Source organism: Pectobacterium atrosepticum (assembly GCA_019056595.1).
GTDB lineage: Bacteria > Pseudomonadota > Gammaproteobacteria > Enterobacterales > Enterobacteriaceae > Pectobacterium > Pectobacterium atrosepticum.
This window is the reverse complement of record CP036163.1, coordinates 3,160,205-3,178,878: the sequence shown is the minus strand read 5'-3', so window position 1 is coordinate 3,178,878 and position 18,674 is coordinate 3,160,205. Positions and strand designations below refer to the sequence as shown.

Here is an 18,674-nt window from a genome sequence, read left to right as displayed (position 1 = left end):
CTTAATTCAATATGTCGTCACACTGATACTGGCAGTTTATCCCCACTCGTACAGGGAATACTTAGAAGCCGTTCAGTTTACGGTCGCGTTGCCACTCTTCCGGCGTATAAGCCTTGATCGACAATGCATGAATACGGTTATCCGCGATGTACTCCATCAGCGGCGCATAAACAGCCTGCTGTTTTTTTACTCGGCTCATTCCAGCAAAAAGTCCGCCCACCGCGATGACTTGAAAATGGCTGCCATCACCAGAAACATGGGCTTCTTCCAGTGCTAATGTGTTCATCAGCACATCTTTAATTTCGTTATTTTCCATCGCTCTCGATTTCTATGTCAGGGGGAGATGATTTACAGGGAGGTATCTTAGATGAATATGGCGCTATCTTAAACAAAGAATGCGCCCCTTCAGACGATGCCTAAAGGGGCGAATCCGGCAACCAGCATTGCCGTTTAAGACACAGGAATGATTTCATTCAGGTTATAGAGCGCAATGAGCGTTTTTAGCCGATCGCTGGCACCGACAATCGCTATCTCACCGCCTGAAGACGGTTGCTGATAAACGTGCATCAGCAATGCCAACCCAGCAGAATCAACACGGTTTAATCCAGACACATCCAGCGTGGTTTTACCCGCCAGCAACGATTCACGCTGCTGCCAGAACGGTAACAGCGTTTCCCGATCGAGATCGCCCGTTAATGCCAGCGTTGATTCCTGCACCTGCCAGTTCAATGCGTTCGCCATGTTCGTACCCAAATTACTTTTTCTGATCCAACGTGATGGTCTGTTTCGCCGAGGATTCCAGCTGTTGAGTCAGACCATCAACGCCTTTCTGACGCAATATTGACGCCCACTCGTTCTGCTTAGTGGTGATCATACTGACGCCTTCGGCAATCATGTCGTACGCCTGCCAGTTACCGGTTTTACTGTTCTTACGCCATTGGAAATCCAGACGAACCGGAGGACGGCCGCCGTTATCTACGATAGTGACGCGAATGGAAACGATATCGGCATTGCCCAGCGGCTGTTCAGGCGCGATTTGATAGTTCTGCCCGTTATACATCGCCAGAGCCTGGCCGTAAGCCTGCTCCAGATAGGCTTCAAACGCTTTGAAATAGGCATCACGCTGGGCTGGCGTCGAATCTTTGTAGTAACGACCCAGAACCAGCGCACCGGCGTATCTCACCTGAACATACGGCAGCAACTCTTCACGTACGACGGTACGCAAATAGTCAGGGCTTTGCTTGATTTTTGGCTGCTCGCTCTTCAAACGGTTAAAAGTTTTTTCCGCCGCTTCATTCATTAAACGATAGGGGTTCGTTTGATCCGCCGCGTTGGCTAATGGCGCGACCACCAGTAAAGCCACCATCAGTAAACGTTTAAACATGCAGATATCCTCTTATGGATGTGAAGGAACAGATTCGTTGTTGTGCTCAGGCATAGCCGCAGGATCGGCACCAGGTTCCGTACCCGATTGACCCGCATTATCCTCGCTATTGCCACCGCTCTTATATAGGAATTGACCGATGAGGTCTTCAAGCACCATGGCTGACTTGGTGTCCTGAATCACACCACTGTCTTTCAGAATCGTCGTGCCCATATCCTCATCTTCAAACCCCATGTTCAGTGCCAGATACTGTTCTCCCAGCAAGCCAGAGGTTCGAATAGCCAGAGAACTGGTATCGGGAATATGATCATAGCGCTGCTGAATATCCATCGCCACGCGCGGTAAGTAGGTTTTCTCGTCCAGCGAGATATCCGCCACGCGGCCAATGACCACGCCGCCAATTCGAATCGGAGAACGCGCTTTCAACCCGCCAATGTTGTCAAATGTCGCGTACAGGCGGTACGTTGGCTCATTGCCGATCGACTTGAGATCGGCCACTTTCAGACATAAAAAGAGGATGGCAGCCAGCGCGATCAGCATAAACACACCAACCCAGACTTCAGTTTTCTTTGTTTGCATCGACTCAGTTCCCAAACATCAGTGCTGTCAGCACAAAATCCAATCCCAGTACCGCTAACGACGAGTGCACGACGGTTCGGGTCGTTGCACGGCTAATCCCCTCAGACGTCGGGATCGCGTCATAGCCGTTAAACAGTGCAATCCAGGTCACGGTAATCGCAAATACGATACTTTTAATCACGCAGTTCAACACATCCTGACGCCAGTCAACCGCGCCCTGCATGGCAGACCAGAAGAACCCGCTGTCGATACCTTTCCAGTCCACACCGACCAGCGCACCTCCCCAGATCCCCACAGCGACAAAAATCACCGCCAGCAGAGGCATGCTGATTAACCCCGCCCAGAAGCGCGGCGCGACAACGCGGCGCAGCGGGTCAACCGCCATCATCTCCATGCTGGAAAGCTGCTCAGTTGCCTTCATCAAACCGATTTCCGCCGTCAACGCGGAACCGGCACGCCCAGCGAACAGCAGTGCCGTCACCACCGGACCAAGCTCACGTAGCAGCGACAGCGCCACCATCATGCCCAAACTGGCCTCGGCACTGTAAGTCGTCAGGATGATATAACCCTGTAACCCCAGCACCATGCCGATGAACAGACCGGAAACGATGATGATCAGCAACGACTGCACGCCAACGCTGTAAAGTTGTTTCACCAACAGCGGCCACTGTTTTCTAAATTCGGGTTTACCCACCAGCGCATTAAACAGCATCAGCCCAGCGCGCCCAAACGAGGCACTGGCGGAGATTCCCTGACGTCCTAGCGACGCCAACGTCCGTAATAACATGACTGCGTTAACCCCCTGAGCCTAGCAGCGACGTTTTATAGTCACCTGCAGGAAAACGGAAAGGCACTGGCCCGTCGGCGATACCATCAAGAAACTGACGAACCTGCGGGTCATCGTTCGCCCTCAGTTGATCCGCTGTTCCTTCCGCTATCACCCGTTTGTCGGCCACAATATAGGCGTAATCGGCGATGCTCATCACCTCCGGTACATCGTGAGAAACGACAACGCAGGTCACGCCCAATGCATGGTTTAACTCATCAATGAGCTTGACCAGAGTCCCCAGCGTGATCGGATCTTGCCCGACAAAAGGCTCATCAAACATAATCAGCTGCGGGTCGAGCGCAATGGCTCTCGCCAGCGCCGCACGCCGCGCCATGCCGCCGGAAAGTTCTGCCGGCATCAGTTCGGCGGCTCCACGTAACCCCACAGCTTCCAACTTCATCATAACGATGCTACGCAGCAGCGATTCCGGCAGTTGGGTATGTTCACGCAGCGGCCAGGCGACATTATCAAACACGTTCAAATCGGTGAATAACGCGCCAGACTGAAACAACATGCTCATTTTCTTGCGCGCGTTATACAGTTCGCTGCGTGACAGCGCGGGGATATTCTCGCCATCAAACCAAATTTCACCGCTATCCGGCGATAGTTGCCCGCCGATCAGACGCAGCAACGTAGTTTTACCGATACCGGAAGGCCCCATGATCGCAGTGACCTTGCCTTTAGGAACATTCAGCGTGATGTCCGTAAAAATCTCTCGCTCTCCGCGCCGAAAGCTAAGACCACGGATCTCGACCAGATTAGTTGCCTCATGGTTCATTATTTCCATTCCTTACCAATCAGTACGCTTATAGAGGTCTTTCATTCCAGCCTAACGGCTGGCTTTAATCAGAGTAAGAGTTTTACAAAAACTTACCGCAAGTTCTTGTCCAAAATGGCGGCATAAACCGTTATCTGGTTTTACTTATCGCGACAGGTTTTACTTTTTCGCCCAGCACCGTCAGAATTAGCACTCATCACAGAAAAACGCTTTTTGTGCGAAATTCGTCCAGAAATACTGACTTATTCGACACCAAGCTGGTGATTATACACTAAATAATTCGAGTTGCAGGAAGGCGGCGGCGCAGTGAGTCTCCAGAAACTTACCCCAGTAAGTGGCTAGGGTGAGCAAGTATCGCCAATATACATGCAGCTTGAAGTATGACGGGTATATATCCTATTAAAGGACGCTGCATGCTTTTTGCAACACTACTCTTGTTCGTTGGCTTGCTATTACTGGTCTACGGTGCCGATCGTCTTGTCTATGGCGCCGCCGTACTTGCGCGTTCTCTCGGCTTACCTCCTTTCGTCATCGGTATCACCATTGTCGGCTTCGGCACCTCACTACCTGAACTGATTGTTTCTGTTACCGCCGCCTTAAACGATCAGAACGATATGGCCGTCGGTAATGTTCTCGGCTCCAATATCACCAATATTTTGCTCATTATCGGCTGCGCTGCGCTCATTCGCCCACTCACGGTACATTCGGCCATACTGCGCCGGGAATTGCCGCTCATGTTGTCCGTCACTTTATTGTGTGGCGTTTTACTGCATGATAGCTACCTGAGCCGCGCCGACGGCATGATGCTGCTCTTTGCCGCCATTCTATGTCTGGTGTTGATACTTCGCATGGCACAACAGGCACAGCGGGAAGGTGGTGATAGCCTGACTCGCGAACAGTTGGCGGAACTCCCGCAGGACGACAGCAATCAGATGGTTGCCGTGCTGTGGCTGATTCTCGGCATGATTATTTTACCCATGGCGGCCCGTATGGTGGTGGATAACGCCACCGTTATTGCACGCTACTTCGATGTCAGCGAATTGACTATCGGGCTGACGATATTGGCGATTGGCACCAGTCTGCCTGAGCTCGCTACCGCTATCGTAGGAACGTTGAAGAAAGAAGATGATATCGCGCTGGGTAACCTGATTGGCTCAAACATTTTTAATATCGCGATTGTTCTGGGCGTACCCGCGCTGCTCTCGCCGGGCGCACTAAATCCTCAGATTTTTCAGCGCGACTATTGGGTCATGCTGGCGGCAAGCGTGCTGTTAACCGCACTCTGCCTCAGTAAAAAACGCCGTATAGGACAGGGCGCAGGCGCATTATTATGCTGCGCGTTTATCGCCTACCTTACGGTGTTGTTCCGTTTTTCATCATAATCAGGACTATTGGTATGTCACAGTTTGAACAAGATGCTCATCTAAAACAGCAGTCTGACCGTGCACTATCCGATCACGAACTGCAAGCCGATCACACGCGACAGAAGACTCATGAACTACCAGCACACTTCGATTTCCAGCAGGCGGGCAAGCAGGTACTGAGTATCGAACGCGATGGCCTTGCGCAATTAGATCAGTACATTGACGACAATTTTACCCTCGCCTGCAAAAATATCTTTCACTGCAAGGGCAAAGTGGTGGTGATGGGGATGGGCAAATCTGGCCATATCGGTTGCAAGATTGCCGCAACCTTCGCCAGCACCGGTACCCCCGCTTTTTTTGTTCATCCGGGCGAAGCCAGCCACGGCGACCTCGGCATGGTAACCCCGCACGATATCGTGATCGCCATTTCTAATTCTGGCGAATCGCATGAAATCCTCTCGCTAATTCCCGTTCTGAAACGCCAGAAAGTGTTCCTGATCTGCATGACTAGCGCACCAGAAAGTACGATGGGTAAAGCGGCGGATATTCACCTGTGCGTTCACGTCCCACAGGAGGCCTGCCCGCTCGGTCTGGCCCCCACCACCAGCACCACTGCGACGCTGGTCATGGGCGACGCGCTGGCCGTAGCCTTGCTACAGGCACGCGGCTTTACCGCCGAAGATTTCGCCCTTTCTCACCCCGGTGGCGCACTCGGCCGCAAACTTTTACTGCGCGTCAGCGATATCATGCATTCGGGCGACGAGATCCCCCATGTCCCACATGATGCCTCGCTGCGTGATGCGCTGGTGGAAATTACGCGCAAAAATCTGGGTATGACGGTAATCTGCGAGGCGGATATGAAAATTCAGGGCATCTTCACTGATGGTGACCTGCGCCGCATCTTCGACATGAATATAGACTTGAACAGCGCGCGCATTGCTGATGTGATGACCGCAGGCGGCATCCGGGTCGCACCGCAAACGCTGGCGGTGGATGCACTCAACCTAATGCAGTCGCGCCACATCACCTCGGTGCTGGTGGCAGAAAACGATCGTCTGGTCGGTATTGTCCACATGCACGATATGTTGCGGGCTGGCGTGGTTTAAAAAGAAAGGATAATTGTGAATGAGTGAAACCAGGGCGCAAACCGATACCTGTTATGGACCTGTCGATCAGCAGGTACTGGATAAAGCCCGTGAAGTTCGCCTGTTAATCTGCGACGTTGACGGCGTGATGTCCGATGGTCTGATTTACATGGGTAACCACGGCGAAGAGCTGAAAGCCTTTAACGTCCGTGACGGCTATGGCATTCGCTGCTTGCTGACATCTGGCATTGAGGTTGCCATTATTACTGGGCGTTCCGCGAAATTGCTGGAAGATCGCTGTAAAACGCTGGGCATTAACCATCTTTATCAGGGGCAATCGGATAAGGTTTTGGCCTTCAACGATCTGTTAGATAAACTGTCAGTAACAGCAAATCAGGTCGCGTATATCGGCGACGACATGATCGACTGGCCTGTGATGGCACAGGTCGGACTGAGCGTTGCTGTGACAGATGCACACCCGCTGCTGTTACCGCGCGCAGATTATGTCACCCGCATTGCGGGAGGACGTGGCGCAGTACGTGAGCTATGTGATTTGATTCTGTTCTCGCAGGACAAGCTGGAGCATGCCAAAGGGTTGTCAATATGAGTAAAACCAAGCGTTGGCTGACCGCTTTTCTGGCACTATTGGTGCTTATCCTCATCGGCTGGAATATTGCTGATGACGACACGGTAGTGGCTCCAGATGCAAACGATCCCGCCGTGCCGGTCTATACCAGTGAAAAGACTAACACACAGGTATATAGCCCTGCGGGTAAGCTGAGCTACAGGCTGATTTCAGAAAAAGCAGAGTATTTCAACGACGAGCAGTTGAGTTGGTTTACGACCCCTGTTGCCACGCTGTTCAACGAACAGGGCACGGCAACCTGGTCAGTACGCGCCGATCGCGCCAAGCTGACAAAAGACAAGATGCTCTATCTGTACGGTCACGTCGAGGTGAATAGCCTAACGAAAGACGCGCAGCTTCAGCGTATCACAACGAATAATGCCCAGGTGAATCTGGTCACGCAGGACGTCTCTTCCGATGATGAAGTCACCCTGTACGGCACCAGCTTTACCTCAAGCGGAATGAAAATGCGCGGAAATCTGCGTAACAAAACGGCCGAGTTGATCGAAAAGGTAAAAACCTCTTATGAAATCCAAAACCAATAACCTGATGCGTAACACCCTGATCGCCAGCTCGCTGTTCGCCGTCAGCATTTCCACCTTTGCCGTCACGGGCGATAGCAACCAACCTATTCACATTGATTCAGCACAGCAATCTCTGGACATGCAGGGCAACACGGTGACGTTCACCGGCAATGTTGTCGTTAAGCAAGGGACGATTGAAGTGAAAGCCGACAAGGTCGTCGTGACGCGCCCACAGGGCGGGCAAGGCAGTGAAGTGGTAGAAGGTTACGGTAACCCTGTGACGTTCTATCAGATGCAGGACAACGGCAAACCGGTAAAAGGTCACGCACAGAAAATCCGCTACGAGCTGGCCACCGACTTTCTGGTGCTGACAGGCAATGCCTATCTGGAACAACAGGACAGCAATGTAAAAGGCGATCGCATCACCTATCTGGTGAAACAACAGCAGATGGAAGCGACCAGCGACAAAGGAAAACGCGTGACGACGGTGTTAGTCCCTTCTCAGCTTCAGGATAAAGAGAACAAGAGTCAGCCTTCTCGTTCTCAACAACCGCAACCACGGGTCACTGAATAAGTTATGGCAACATTAACCGCAGAAAATTTGGCCAAGGCGTACAAAGGCCGTAAGGTCGTGGAAAACGTCAGCCTCACCGTCAATTCCGGTGAAATCGTCGGCCTGCTTGGGCCGAACGGGGCCGGTAAAACGACCACGTTCTACATGGTCGTCGGCATCGTCCCACGTGATGAAGGGCGCATCGTCATTGATGACGATGACATCAGCCTGCTCCCCCTGCACGAACGCGCCCTACGCGGCATTGGCTATCTGCCGCAGGAAGCCTCTATTTTCCGTCGCTTAAGCGTCTATGACAACCTGATGGCGGTGTTACAGATCCGTAAAGATTTGACGACCGAGCAACAGGAAGATCGTGCTAATGAACTAATGGAAGAATTCCATATTATTCATTTGCGCGATAGTCTGGGACAATCGCTGTCCGGTGGGGAAAGACGCCGCGTAGAGATTGCGCGGGCGCTGGCAGCGAATCCCAAATTCATCCTGCTGGATGAACCGTTTGCGGGCGTAGACCCGATCTCCGTACTGGATATTAAAAAAATCATTGAGCATCTGCGTGACAGCGGACTTGGCGTGTTGATTACCGATCATAACGTCCGCGAAACGCTTGATGTCTGTGAACGAGCCTATATCGTGAGTCAGGGCAACCTAATCGCCCACGGTTCACCGACCGAAATTTTGGCCGATGAACAGGTGAAACGCGTCTATCTGGGCGAAGGCTTCCGACTCTGATAGGGTAATATTTTCTCTTTGCAGTACTTATGGGACGTTAGCGCGATTTATGAAGCAAGGTTTGCAACTCAGGCTTAGCCAGCAACTGGCCATGACCCCACAGCTCCAACAGGCCATCCGCCTGTTGCAACTGTCCACGCTTGAATTGCAACAGGAGATTCAACTGGCGCTAGAAAGCAATCCGTTGCTCGAACAAACGGATCAGCACGACGAAATCGAGTCATTTGAAAAGGCAGATAGCGATTCACTGGATACCGGTGAAGCCCTTGAGCAAAGGGACATGCCGGAAGAATTGCCGCTCGATGCCACCTGGGATGAGATCTACTCCGCAGGCACGCCGTCGGGCACTGGCTCTGACTATCGCGATGAAGAACTCCCTATTTATCAAGGCGAAACCACGCAAACGCTTCAGGATTACCTGATGTGGCAGGTTGAGCTGACGCCATTTTCAGACACCGACGCGGCCATTGCGACTTCTATCGTCGATGCGGTAGACAATACAGGCTACCTGACCGTGCCGCTGGGGGACATCCTCGACAGCATCGGTGACGACGACGTGACGCTGGAAGAAGTCGAAGCCGTACTTAAACGCGTGCAACGCTTCGATCCCGTTGGCGTCGCCGCCCGCGATCTGCGTGATTGTCTGCTGGTACAGCTTTCCCAATTTGACGACAGCACACCGCGTCTGGCCGAAGCTCGCCTGATCGTCAGCGATCATCTCGATCTATTAGCCAACCATGATTTCCGCAGCCTGATCCGCGTTACCCGTCTGAAAGAAGAGGTGCTGAAAGAAGCGCTAGCGCTGATCCAATCGCTCGATCCACGTCCTGGGCAGTCGATCAACACCGGTGAATCCGAATACGTGATTCCTGACGTGCTGGTGCGCAAAGTTCAGGGAATCTGGGCCGTTGAACTGAATACCGATAGCGTTCCCCGATTGCAGATTAACCAGCAATATGCTGCTCTGGGCAACAGCGTACGTAACGACAGCGACGGGCAATTTATCCGCAGCAACCTGCAAGAAGCGCGCTGGCTCATCAAGAGCCTAGAAAGCCGCAATGACACGTTGCTGAAAGTGACCCGCTGTATCGTCGAGCAACAGAAGGATTTCTTCGATCAGGGTGAAGAATTCATGAAGCCCATGGTACTGGCAGACATCGCGCAGGCGGTGGATATGCATGAATCCACTATTTCACGCGTGACGACACAGAAGTTCCTGCACAGTCCGCGCGGCATTTTTGAGCTAAAATATTTCTTCTCCAGCCACGTAAATACCGATAGCGGTGGAGAAGCCTCGTCAACGGCAATTCGCGCGTTGGTGAAGAAGCTTATTGCAGCGGAAAACCCCGTGAAGCCACTAAGCGATAGCAAGCTTACGGCACTGCTCTCCGATCAGGGCATCATCGTGGCGCGCCGTACCGTTGCAAAATACCGAGAGTCTTTATCTATCCCACCATCAAATCAGCGTAAACAACTGATTTGATCTCAACAGAGAAGGAAGACACTATGCAGCTCAACATTACCGGACACCACATCGAGATCACTGAACCACTGCGTGATTTTGTGAATGGCAAATTTGCCAAATTAGAGCAGTATTTTGACCGGATTAATCAGGTCAATGTGGTATTGAGAGTGGAAAAAGTTCAGCAAATTGCCGAGGCTACGCTCCATGTTAATGGTGGAGAGCTGCATGCAACCTCTGAAGCGGAAGATATGTACGCCGCGATAGATTTATTGATTGATAAGCTGGCGAGACAGCTCAATAAGCATAAAGATAAACTCAAGCAGCACTAATTTTCTCCTTTGCCGTTTAGCAAAGGAACAAACTCGGCCCATCTAACAGGTGGGTCGGGATCACCAGAAGTGAAAGCGTCGTTAAGTGAAAATAAAATGAGCCACGATTCCGTATTGCAACTCAGCACTGTATTACGTCCTGAGTGCACCAGAAGCACCGTCCACTGCCAGAGTAAGAAACGGGCACTGGAAATTATCAGTGAGCTGGCCGCTAAGCAGCTTAATATTCCTTCGCAGATTATCTTTGATGCCATTCTCACGCGGGAACGTATGGGCAGTACGGGAATCGGCGGCGGCATTGCAATTCCTCACGGTAAGCTGGAAGACGATAATGCGCTGGGCGCCATCGGTGTTTTCATTCAGTTAGAGCAACCAATCGCTTTCGATGCCATTGATAATCAGGCCGTTGATCTGCTTTTTGCCTTGCTGGTTCCAGCGGAACAATGTAAAACCCATTTGCACACCCTGTCGCTTGTTGCCAAGCGACTGGCGGATAAAACGGTTTGCCGACGCCTGCGTGCGGCGCAAAGCGATGAAGAGCTGTACCAGATTATGACGGAAGCGGATTAAACCGGATAATCGCCATACTCACGATGACGGGCAATTCGCTGTAGAGTCAGAGAATGCTTGCAATCCTTGCGCTAAGCCGTCATTTTTTTAGCTCTACATCACTTTATATAAAATAGCGGCAATGAAAATTCGCCATCACATTGCCAGAGGGGACTCGTCAGATGGTGCTGATGATTGTCAGTGGTCGCTCAGGTTCAGGGAAATCTGTCGCCCTGCGCGCATTAGAAGATATGGGGTTCTACTGCGTAGATAATCTACCAGTGGTGCTATTGCCAGAACTGGCTAATACGCTTGCGGCACGTAACATTTCCGCGGCTGTCAGCATTGACGTGCGCAATATGCCGGAATCGCCGGAAATCTTTGAGCATGCCATGGAGCAACTGCCACCAAGTTTCTCGCCTCAACTACTGTTTCTGGATGCCGATCGCAATACGCTGATTCGTCGCTACAGCGATACCCGTCGCCTGCACCCGCTGTCCAGTAAGAACCTGTCACTGGAAAGCGCGATTGATGAAGAAAGTGATCTGCTGGAACCGCTGCGTTCACGCGCCGATCTGATTATTGACACCTCAGAGATGTCCGTGCACGAACTGGCCGAGATGCTGCGCACACGGCTGCTCGGCAAGCGAGAACGCGAGCTCACGATGGTGTTCGAATCGTTCGGCTTCAAGCATGGTATTCCTATCGATGCCGATTACGTCTTTGACGTGCGCTTCCTGCCAAACCCGCACTGGGATCCGAAACTGCGCCCGATGACTGGTCTGGATAAGCCCGTTGCGTCCTTCCTCGACCGACATACCGAAGTTCACAATTTCATCTACCAGACTCGCAGCTATCTAGAACTGTGGCTGCCGATGCTGGAAACCAATAACCGTAGCTATCTGACCGTCGCCATTGGCTGTACTGGCGGTAAACACCGTTCAGTGTACGTCGCTGAGCAGTTGGCAGACTACTTCCGCTCACGCGGTAAGAACGTACAGTCACGCCACCGTACGCTGGAAAAACGGAAACCTTCGTGATAGTCGGCAAACCAGTACAACAAGGTAACCAATGACAGTCCGGCAAACGGTTGAAATTAAAAACAAGCTGGGTATGCATGCTCGCCCAGCGATGAAGCTGTTCGAGCTGGTGCAGAGCTTTGATGCGGAAGTGATACTGCGCAATGACAGCGGCACCGAAGCGGAAGCCAGTAGCGTGATTGCCATGCTGATGCTGGACTCGGCCAAAGGCCGACTCATCGAAGTAGAAGCCACTGGCCAAGACGAAGAACAGGCGCTTGCTGCCGTCATCGGGCTGTTCGAAGCGGGGTTCGACGAAGACTAGCCATTTCCTTAGCAGGCTATCAACAGGCCTTCGTGACAAGGATCGCTTCACTTTCCCCCCCGAACCTCCTACTATCCCTAATATCATATTTTCTTATACCCCCTGCTCCTCTGGGCGCGGGGGGTTATTTTTATATCATCTGAAAACATCAACTGGAGAGGAGTATGACGAAACCTAACCTGACAATCAGTGAATTGGATGCAGAACGTCTGGATAAGTTATTGGAGCAGCCCGCCTTTGCGGACAGCGATATCGCACAGGCGTTGAATGACGAACTGGATCGGGCAGAAATTCTGCCTTCAGCATCGATTCCCTCACATGTCGTCACCATGAATAGTCGGGTGCGTTTCCGCGATCTGAATACCAATGAAGAGCATATTCGCACGCTGGTTTATCCAGCCGCTGTGAAGGACAGTAAAGAACCGCTGTCGGTGATGGCTCCGCTGGGCGCAGCACTATTGGGAATGCATGTGGGAAGCGCTATCACCTGGCAACTGCCAAACGGTGAAGAAACGCGAATTGAAGTGCTAGAACTACTCTATCAGCCAGAAGCCGCAGGCGAGTACCACCGCTAAGCCGGAGAAATGCTATAGAGTAACAGCCGTCGGACACTGCCGACGGCGACGGTTACTCATGCAAGCCAGGTTTATTCCCCTGCGATTTTCATCTCTGGTAGCAACACGGAACCACACTGGATATTGCTTCGGGTTTCGATATCGTTCCCCACCGTCACAATATTACGCAGCATGTCTTTCAGGTTACCCGCGATCGTAATCTCGCTGACCGGATACTGAATTTCGCCGTTTTCGACCCAGAAACCGGATGCCCCACGGGAATAATCCCCCGTTACACCGCTAACACCTTGTCCCATCAGTTCGGTCACCAACAGGCCTTTGCCCATCTGCTTCAACATACCGTTGAAATCCAAACCTTGTCCGGCAATCCGCCAGTTGTGGATACCACCAGCGTGGCCGGTGCTCTGCATCCCCAGTTTACGCGCGGAATAACTCGTCATCAGCCAAGTCTGCAACACGCCAGCCTTCACAATGTCACGCGCCTGCGTCCGCACACCTTCGCTATCGAACGGCGTAGAAGCCAGCCCTTTCAACAGGTGCGGATGTTCCTCAATCGTCAGCCACTCTGGCAGAATCTGCTGGCCCAGTTTATCCAGCAGGAAAGTGGATTTACGATAAACGCTGCCGCCGCTGATGGCACCAACCAAATGACCAAACAGGCCCGTTGCCACTTCCGCAGAAAACATCACCGGTGCCTGCATGGTTGGCAGTTTACGCGGTGACAGCCGGGATAACGTCCGGCGCGCACACTCTTCGCCCACCCATTCAGGGCTACGCAAATCCTCCAGCGCACGGCCGATGGTGTAAGCATAATCCCGTTCCATATTGCCATTAACTTCGGCAATCACGCAGCTGGACATGGAATGACGGCTGGAGCAGTAGCTTTTCAGCAGGCCGTGGCTATTGCCGAACACCTTAACGCCGTAGTGACTGTTAAAGCTGCCGCCTTCGGTGTTGGTGATACGCTTGTCAGCCTGTAATGCAGCCTGCTCTGCGCGAGCCGCTAACTCAATGCCACGATCCGCATCCAGTTCGGTTGGATGGAACAGATCCAGATCCGGCGCGTCAAACGCCAGAAGATCGCGATCCGCCGGGCCAGCAAAAGGATCGACAGAGGTATAGCGCGCAATATCCAGCGCGGCCTGAACGGTACGCGCTATCGCATCTGGGCTGAGATCGGTAGACGATGCACTGCCTTTACGCTGTTGATGATAAACCGTGATGCCCAAGGCACCATCGCTGTTGAATTCGACATTTTCAACGTCACCATAACGGGTACTGACGCTAATCCCCGTCGTTTTTGACACCGCGACTTCTGCCGCATCAGAACCGGCACTCGCCAGTTCCAGCGCCTGAGCAACCGCGAGTTCCAGCGCTTTACGCTGCTCTGCAACCTGAGTAGTTATCGTCATTGTTCTGCCATAATGAGTGGAAGAAAGCTCACCATCATCATCCCCGCAACAAGCACAAAGGGGAGGTATACTTTAAATACTTCGCGTAGCCAACGCATAGGCAACTTGAAGTATGACGAGCATAAAAATGGTGTAGCATAATGCTTTCTAGTCTAACAGGATCTACGGACAATTTCGCACAAAGCCCAAACCTGTTAGTATCAGCCTCTTTTTTCTGGTGGGCACGCTGTTCACCATCCCGGAGCCGCTACGCGTAGCGTTAAGAATTGCTCCTGGACACTTTTTAGGAGCCAACCATGAAACAAAAACCCGAAGACTGGCTGAATGACGTCCCGGATAATCAAGAAGACGACGAAGATGATGAAATTATCTGGGTCAGTAAAAGCGAAATAAAGCGCGATGCCGAAGCGCTGAAAGATCTCGGTGCGGAACTGGTTGATCTGGGCAAAAATGCCCTGGAAAAGATCCCACTGGACGACGATCTGCGTGCGGCAGTGGAGCTAGCGCAGCGGATCACGAGAGAAGGCCGCCGCCGTCAGCTACAGCTGATTGGTAAGTTGTTGCGCGCCCGCGATCCAGAACCAATCCAAATCGCGCTGGATAAGCTGAACAACCGTCATAATCAGCAGGTGGCATTATTCCACAAACTGGAACAACTGCGCGACCGCCTGATTACCGAGGGAGACGATGTGATTCCAGAGATTCTGGCACTGTATTCACATGCCGACCGTCAGCAGCTGCGTTCTCTGGTGCGCAACGCGCAGAAAGAAAAAGCGGCTAACAAACCGCCGAAAGCCGCACGTCAGATCTTCCAATATCTGCGTGAGCTGGCTGAAACCACAAACTAACGGCGATAACGGGATGAGGAGTAATAATTCACTCATCCCGTGTATTACCTGTATCTCATTGCGTTCACGATCAATTCAGATCGCGACATCCATTCAGATCACAACCCGCCCACGTGCCAGGTTTTCACTTCCAGAAACTCGTCTAGCCCCAGTACAGAGCCTTCGCGGCCTAGCCCCGATTCTTTCACGCCGCCAAATGGCGCAAGCTCAGTCGAAACGGCACATTCGTTAATGCCAATCATGCCGCTCTCCAACGCTTCTGCCACGCGGAACACACGCTGCAAATTCTGGCTGTAGAAATAAGCCGCCAGACCAAACGGCGTATTGTTGGCGCGTTGAATCACCTCTTCTTCCGTTTTGAAACGAAAACACGGGGCAACCGGGCCAAAGGTTTCTTCCTGCGCAAGCAGCATCGCTTCGTTAGCGTCAACAATCACTGTCGGTTCAAAAAAGCTGTGGCCCAGCTTGTGTCGTTTACCGCCAACAAGCGCCTTGCCGCCTTTCTCCACCGCATCATTGACGTGTTTTTCCACCTTCTCGACAGCAGCCTCGTCAATCAGTGGGCCGAGCACGACACCGTCATCCATACCGTTGCCGACCTTCAGCTTTTTCACTTCTTCCGCAAGCAGGGAAACAAACTCATCATAGACGCCGTCCTGAATATAAAACCGATTGGCGCTGACGCAAACCTGACCTGCATTACGAAAGCGGTTAGCGATCGCGCCTTTCACCGCGGCCTGAATATCCGCATCATCAAACACGATATAAGGCGCGTTACCACCCAGTTCCATCGACACTTTCTTCATGGTGTCGGCGGCGTTGCGCACCAGCGTTTTCCCTACTGCCGTTGAGCCAGTAAAGGAGATTTTGCGTACTTTATCGCTCGCCATGACGGTATCGCTAATCGCCTGCGTATCGCCCGCGACACCGTTGAGTACACCATCCGGTACGCCCGCCTGTTGTGCCAGCGCCAACAGTGCAAATGCAGACAGCGGCGTGTTGTTCGCGGGTTTTATCACGCCGGTACACCCCGCCGCCAGCGCCGGTCCTAACTTACGCGTCAACATCGCCAGCGGGAAATTCCACGGCGTAATCGCAACAACGACGCCAACGGGTTCACGCGTGGCATAAATCTTCGAACCGGGCTTGGCGGGGGGAATAATTTCGCCGTTGACGCGTTTTCCCTGCTCAGCAAACCACTGAATGAAATTCGCCGCATAAACGACTTCGCCTTCGGCTTCCTGCACCGGTTTGCCCTGCTCGGCGGTCATCAACTCCGCCAGATAGCGTTTATTCTCCAGAATCAGCTCGTACCAGCGATACAGAATTTCAGAACGTTCCTTCGCGGTTTTACGCTTCCAGGCGGGGAATGCGGCATGGGCAGCGTCAATCGCCGCCTGCGTCTCTTTCTTTCCCGCTTTCGCTACACGGGCAATAGACTCACCCGTCGCCGGATTCACCACCTCGAAAGTGGCTGCGCCCTGCTGCCACTTCCCCGCAACGAAGTAGCCCGTTTTAAACAGTTCATGATCCTGTAAATGGTTTCCTGACATCGTGTTACCTCCTGAAAATGGTCATATTCCCTTACGTTCTGAGGGAAGCTATGGATAATTCAGTATAGAAGTGATGAACACGGCCTGCGCCACTCTCGGATTAATCGTTCGACTGGTCGCGCTGTCTCGTCCATTAACATTAGTTGCTCAGCGCATGCTGATAATCACGCAGGATCCCAGTCAATCGACCCACGGGCGCAGTCACGCTCGGGGGAAGCTGCTGTTCTGTCAGCATCTGCTGATAACGTTCAAGTTCATCCAACAGCTGCGCAAAATAGCGGCTGCGCGTAGCATCGCGTCGGGCTGAAATCACCTGCTCCGCCGTTGCACGAATCTGGCGATGAAAAGCAGACAGCGCAGCGTTTTGCGGAATATCCAGCGTTCTCAGACGTTGGTGCATGATGATCAGCCACAGGGCAAGGCGATACTTGGCAATGTCGTCAGGAAAGCGGTTCAGCAGCAGGAAAAGCTGTTGATACAGCGCAGGCAAGTGATTTTCCTTGCGCCGCGCTCTGTTGGTGGTCAGTGCCGAAACCGCACCATACACAAAGCGATTCAACAACGTTCTCCCCGTATGCGCCTTGGTGTTATCCCGGATCAGCATGATCACCATCAGCGCCAGAAAGCAGCCGATGATCTGGCCGATCGCGCTGTCCAAAAACTGGCTAACGTTGAATGTCATCGGGTTATCCAGCACCAGGATATTGATCGTACTGGCCAATGCACCCAGCGAGCCTAGCCGACGCTTTTGTACTTCAAGCCCGAGAAAGAAAGCCATCCCCCCCAGACTCAGACACAGCAGCAGCATACTTTGCTGCGTTGACGGCATGATAAACATGAACATCAGCGCACCCAGTGGCAGCGCATAGATCGTTCCAAAAAGAAAATCCTTCGCCATCATCTGTGGATTTGGCAAACGCATGGCAAGCGACGTCACCACCGCAATCATCACCATACACACGCTGCCAGACGTCCAGCCAGTGCTGAGCCAGAACAGGCAGCCTAGCGCCGTCGCCACACCGGTGCGTAAACCGTTAATCATGGCGTGATGAGTTTCCGCCGAGGGCGCTTTAATTTCTACATCACTGTTCAGCACGTCAGCTTCTATCGTGTTGAGGCGTCCGTTGGCCTGCACACCCTTCGCCAGCAGCAGATAGCGCGTCGCCGCGCCAACCCAATCGATCAACGTAGGCGGCACGTCACGGCTGTCAGCAGCGATCAGGTGACGCAATGCTTTCACACGGCAATGCACATCCCGCAATGACTCAACAGGCTGATCCAACACCATCTTCAGGCTACTTTTTACAGGGGTCGGAACATCCTGCAAAATCAGGTAAGTTTCACACACCTGAGTGATCATCATGAGCGATTGCGTATGCAACGACGTTAAGCGGCGATTGCTGTTCTGCCAGCGCGAGGACTCCAGCATCAGGCTACTGCGCATACCGCTGAGCGCGGTCGTTTTGCGCACCAACGCATGCCATGCCGCATCTATCGCTTCTTTCTCCGTCCCGCTCATGCTGAGTTGCAGTAACCGATACTGATCCACCAGCAGTTCACCGATGCTACGGTCAACATCCTGCTTGATCGATCGTGGTGAGAACAGCAAATCCGCCAGAATGGCGCAGACGATGCCCAGCACAATCTCGCTACAGCGCTCCACAGCGAACTGCGGCGTCAGCAGCGGCGTTCCCTGCGTAGAGACAATGATAATCAGCGCGGTATAACCCGCCAGCCCAAATATATAGGCGTTTTCGACTTTAACCAGCGAGGAAACCCAGGTACAGAGGCCGGCCCAAATACAGCACAGCATCAGCATTACCACAGGCGCACGAACGGTAGCGATAATGATGACAAGTGCACCAATACAGCCAATAAAAGTCCCAATAATACGTAACATACCACGATGGCGAATTGCACCGGAAAACGGCTCGCCACCTGCAGCAAATGCGGGGCCAGCAGCGACAATCGCCGCGGTGAGAACCGACCAGCGCGGGGTTTCCAGCTGTAGGTGGAAACCCAGAAACAGGGACAGCACAATCGCAAAGCTCAGTTTGAAAGCGAAGCGAAGGCGCGCAAACTTCGGTGTTGTAAAGAACAAGGATCCTGTTAATGACGAGGTTTTCAT

At 52.6% G+C, this 18,674-nt stretch carries 22 protein-coding genes; 13 read left to right on the top strand and 9 right to left on the bottom strand.

Features of this window, described 5'->3' with window-relative positions; genetic code table 11:
- Positions 1-61: 61 nt before the first annotated feature.
- The 6 genes from ibaG to mlaF form a co-directional block, all read right to left on the bottom strand.
- On the bottom strand, positions 62-316 hold the full coding sequence (gene ibaG / locus DCX48_15150) for a BolA family iron metabolism protein IbaG (protein ID QXE15740.1): 255 nt from the start codon (positions 314-316) through the stop codon (positions 62-64).
- Positions 317-450: 134 nt separating this feature from the next.
- Positions 451-741, bottom strand: coding sequence for a lipid asymmetry maintenance protein MlaB (gene mlaB, locus DCX48_15145; GenBank protein QXE15739.1), 291 nt, complete (start codon positions 739-741; stop codon positions 451-453).
- A gap of 13 nt (positions 742-754) precedes the next feature.
- Positions 755-1,384 carry a phospholipid-binding protein MlaC gene (gene mlaC / locus DCX48_15140; protein QXE15738.1) on the bottom strand — a complete coding sequence of 210 codons (630 nt, stop codon included), beginning with the start codon at positions 1,382-1,384 and terminating at the stop codon, positions 755-757.
- A gap of 12 nt (positions 1,385-1,396) precedes the next feature.
- Complete coding sequence (mlaD, locus tag DCX48_15135) at positions 1,397-1,963, bottom strand: outer membrane lipid asymmetry maintenance protein MlaD (GenBank protein ID QXE15737.1); 567 nt, start codon at positions 1,961-1,963, stop codon at positions 1,397-1,399.
- 4 nt (positions 1,964-1,967) lie between these two features.
- Positions 1,968-2,750, bottom strand: a complete 783-nt coding sequence (gene mlaE / locus DCX48_15130; protein QXE15736.1) for a lipid asymmetry maintenance ABC transporter permease subunit MlaE — start codon at positions 2,748-2,750, stop codon at positions 1,968-1,970.
- A 7-nt stretch (positions 2,751-2,757) separates the two neighbouring features.
- Entirely contained in the window at positions 2,758-3,570 is an 813-nt protein-coding gene (gene mlaF / locus DCX48_15125) for a phospholipid ABC transporter ATP-binding protein MlaF (protein ID QXE15735.1), read from the bottom strand.
- Between the two features lie 413 nt (positions 3,571-3,983).
- On the opposite strand from mlaF, the gene DCX48_15120 reads away from it, so the two are divergent.
- From DCX48_15120 to DCX48_15065, 12 genes are all read left to right on the top strand, one after another.
- The gene (locus DCX48_15120; GenBank protein ID QXE15734.1) at positions 3,984-4,952 is read left to right on the top strand and encodes a calcium/sodium antiporter; all 969 of its coding nucleotides are present in this window, start codon (positions 3,984-3,986) and stop codon (positions 4,950-4,952) included.
- Positions 4,953-5,032: 80 nt separating this feature from the next.
- Positions 5,033-6,040 carry an arabinose-5-phosphate isomerase KdsD gene (kdsD, locus tag DCX48_15115; GenBank protein QXE17263.1) on the top strand — a complete coding sequence of 336 codons (1,008 nt, stop codon included), beginning with the start codon at positions 5,033-5,035 and terminating at the stop codon, positions 6,038-6,040.
- Between the two features lie 19 nt (positions 6,041-6,059).
- On the top strand, positions 6,060-6,626 hold the full coding sequence (gene kdsC, locus DCX48_15110; GenBank protein QXE15733.1) for a 3-deoxy-manno-octulosonate-8-phosphatase KdsC: 567 nt from the start codon (positions 6,060-6,062) through the stop codon (positions 6,624-6,626).
- Positions 6,623-7,189: an LPS export ABC transporter periplasmic protein LptC gene (gene lptC, locus DCX48_15105; GenBank protein QXE15732.1), complete on the top strand. Its 567-nt coding sequence runs from the start codon at positions 6,623-6,625 to the stop codon at positions 7,187-7,189. Before kdsC ends, lptC begins: the two co-directional genes overlap by 4 nt.
- Entirely contained in the window at positions 7,170-7,742 is a 573-nt protein-coding gene (gene lptA / locus DCX48_15100) for a lipopolysaccharide ABC transporter substrate-binding protein LptA (protein ID QXE15731.1), read from the top strand. Before lptC ends, lptA begins: the two co-directional genes overlap by 20 nt.
- Positions 7,743-7,745: 3 nt before the next feature.
- Positions 7,746-8,471: a lipopolysaccharide ABC transporter ATP-binding protein gene (locus tag DCX48_15095; GenBank protein ID QXE15730.1), complete on the top strand. Its 726-nt coding sequence runs from the start codon at positions 7,746-7,748 to the stop codon at positions 8,469-8,471.
- A gap of 49 nt (positions 8,472-8,520) precedes the next feature.
- Positions 8,521-9,954, top strand: a complete 1,434-nt coding sequence (locus DCX48_15090) for an RNA polymerase factor sigma-54 (protein ID QXE15729.1) — start codon at positions 8,521-8,523, stop codon at positions 9,952-9,954.
- A gap of 23 nt (positions 9,955-9,977) precedes the next feature.
- Positions 9,978-10,265, top strand: a complete 288-nt coding sequence (locus tag DCX48_15085) for a ribosome hibernation promoting factor (GenBank protein QXE15728.1) — start codon at positions 9,978-9,980, stop codon at positions 10,263-10,265.
- Between the two features lie 96 nt (positions 10,266-10,361).
- Entirely contained in the window at positions 10,362-10,835 is a 474-nt protein-coding gene (gene ptsN, locus DCX48_15080; GenBank protein QXE15727.1) for a PTS IIA-like nitrogen regulatory protein PtsN, read from the top strand.
- A 161-nt stretch (positions 10,836-10,996) separates the two neighbouring features.
- Positions 10,997-11,854, top strand: coding sequence for an RNase adapter RapZ (rapZ, locus tag DCX48_15075; protein ID QXE15726.1), 858 nt, complete (start codon positions 10,997-10,999; stop codon positions 11,852-11,854).
- Between the two features lie 31 nt (positions 11,855-11,885).
- Positions 11,886-12,158: a PTS phosphocarrier protein NPr gene (locus DCX48_15070; GenBank protein ID QXE15725.1), complete on the top strand. Its 273-nt coding sequence runs from the start codon at positions 11,886-11,888 to the stop codon at positions 12,156-12,158.
- Positions 12,159-12,322: 164 nt separating this feature from the next.
- On the top strand, positions 12,323-12,733 hold the full coding sequence (locus DCX48_15065; GenBank protein QXE15724.1) for a nucleoside diphosphate kinase regulator: 411 nt from the start codon (positions 12,323-12,325) through the stop codon (positions 12,731-12,733).
- A gap of 71 nt (positions 12,734-12,804) precedes the next feature.
- On the opposite strand, the gene pmbA is transcribed toward DCX48_15065, so the two are convergent.
- Positions 12,805-14,145 (bottom strand): metalloprotease PmbA, encoded by a 1,341-nt coding sequence (pmbA, locus tag DCX48_15060; protein ID QXE15723.1) that lies wholly within the window; start codon positions 14,143-14,145, stop codon positions 12,805-12,807.
- A gap of 296 nt (positions 14,146-14,441) precedes the next feature.
- On the opposite strand from pmbA, the gene DCX48_15055 reads away from it, so the two are divergent.
- On the top strand, positions 14,442-14,993 hold the full coding sequence (locus DCX48_15055) for a ribosome-associated protein (GenBank protein ID QXE15722.1): 552 nt from the start codon (positions 14,442-14,444) through the stop codon (positions 14,991-14,993).
- A gap of 98 nt (positions 14,994-15,091) precedes the next feature.
- Here the strand turns inward: DCX48_15055 and DCX48_15050 are convergent, their stop codons facing one another.
- Together DCX48_15050 and aaeB are read right to left on the bottom strand one after the other, a co-directional pair.
- The gene (locus DCX48_15050) at positions 15,092-16,546 is read right to left on the bottom strand and encodes an NAD-dependent succinate-semialdehyde dehydrogenase (protein QXE15721.1); all 1,455 of its coding nucleotides are present in this window, start codon (positions 16,544-16,546) and stop codon (positions 15,092-15,094) included.
- A 139-nt stretch (positions 16,547-16,685) separates the two neighbouring features.
- Positions 16,686-18,674, bottom strand: a complete 1,989-nt coding sequence (gene aaeB / locus DCX48_15045) for a p-hydroxybenzoic acid efflux pump subunit AaeB (GenBank protein ID QXE17262.1) — start codon at positions 18,672-18,674, stop codon at positions 16,686-16,688.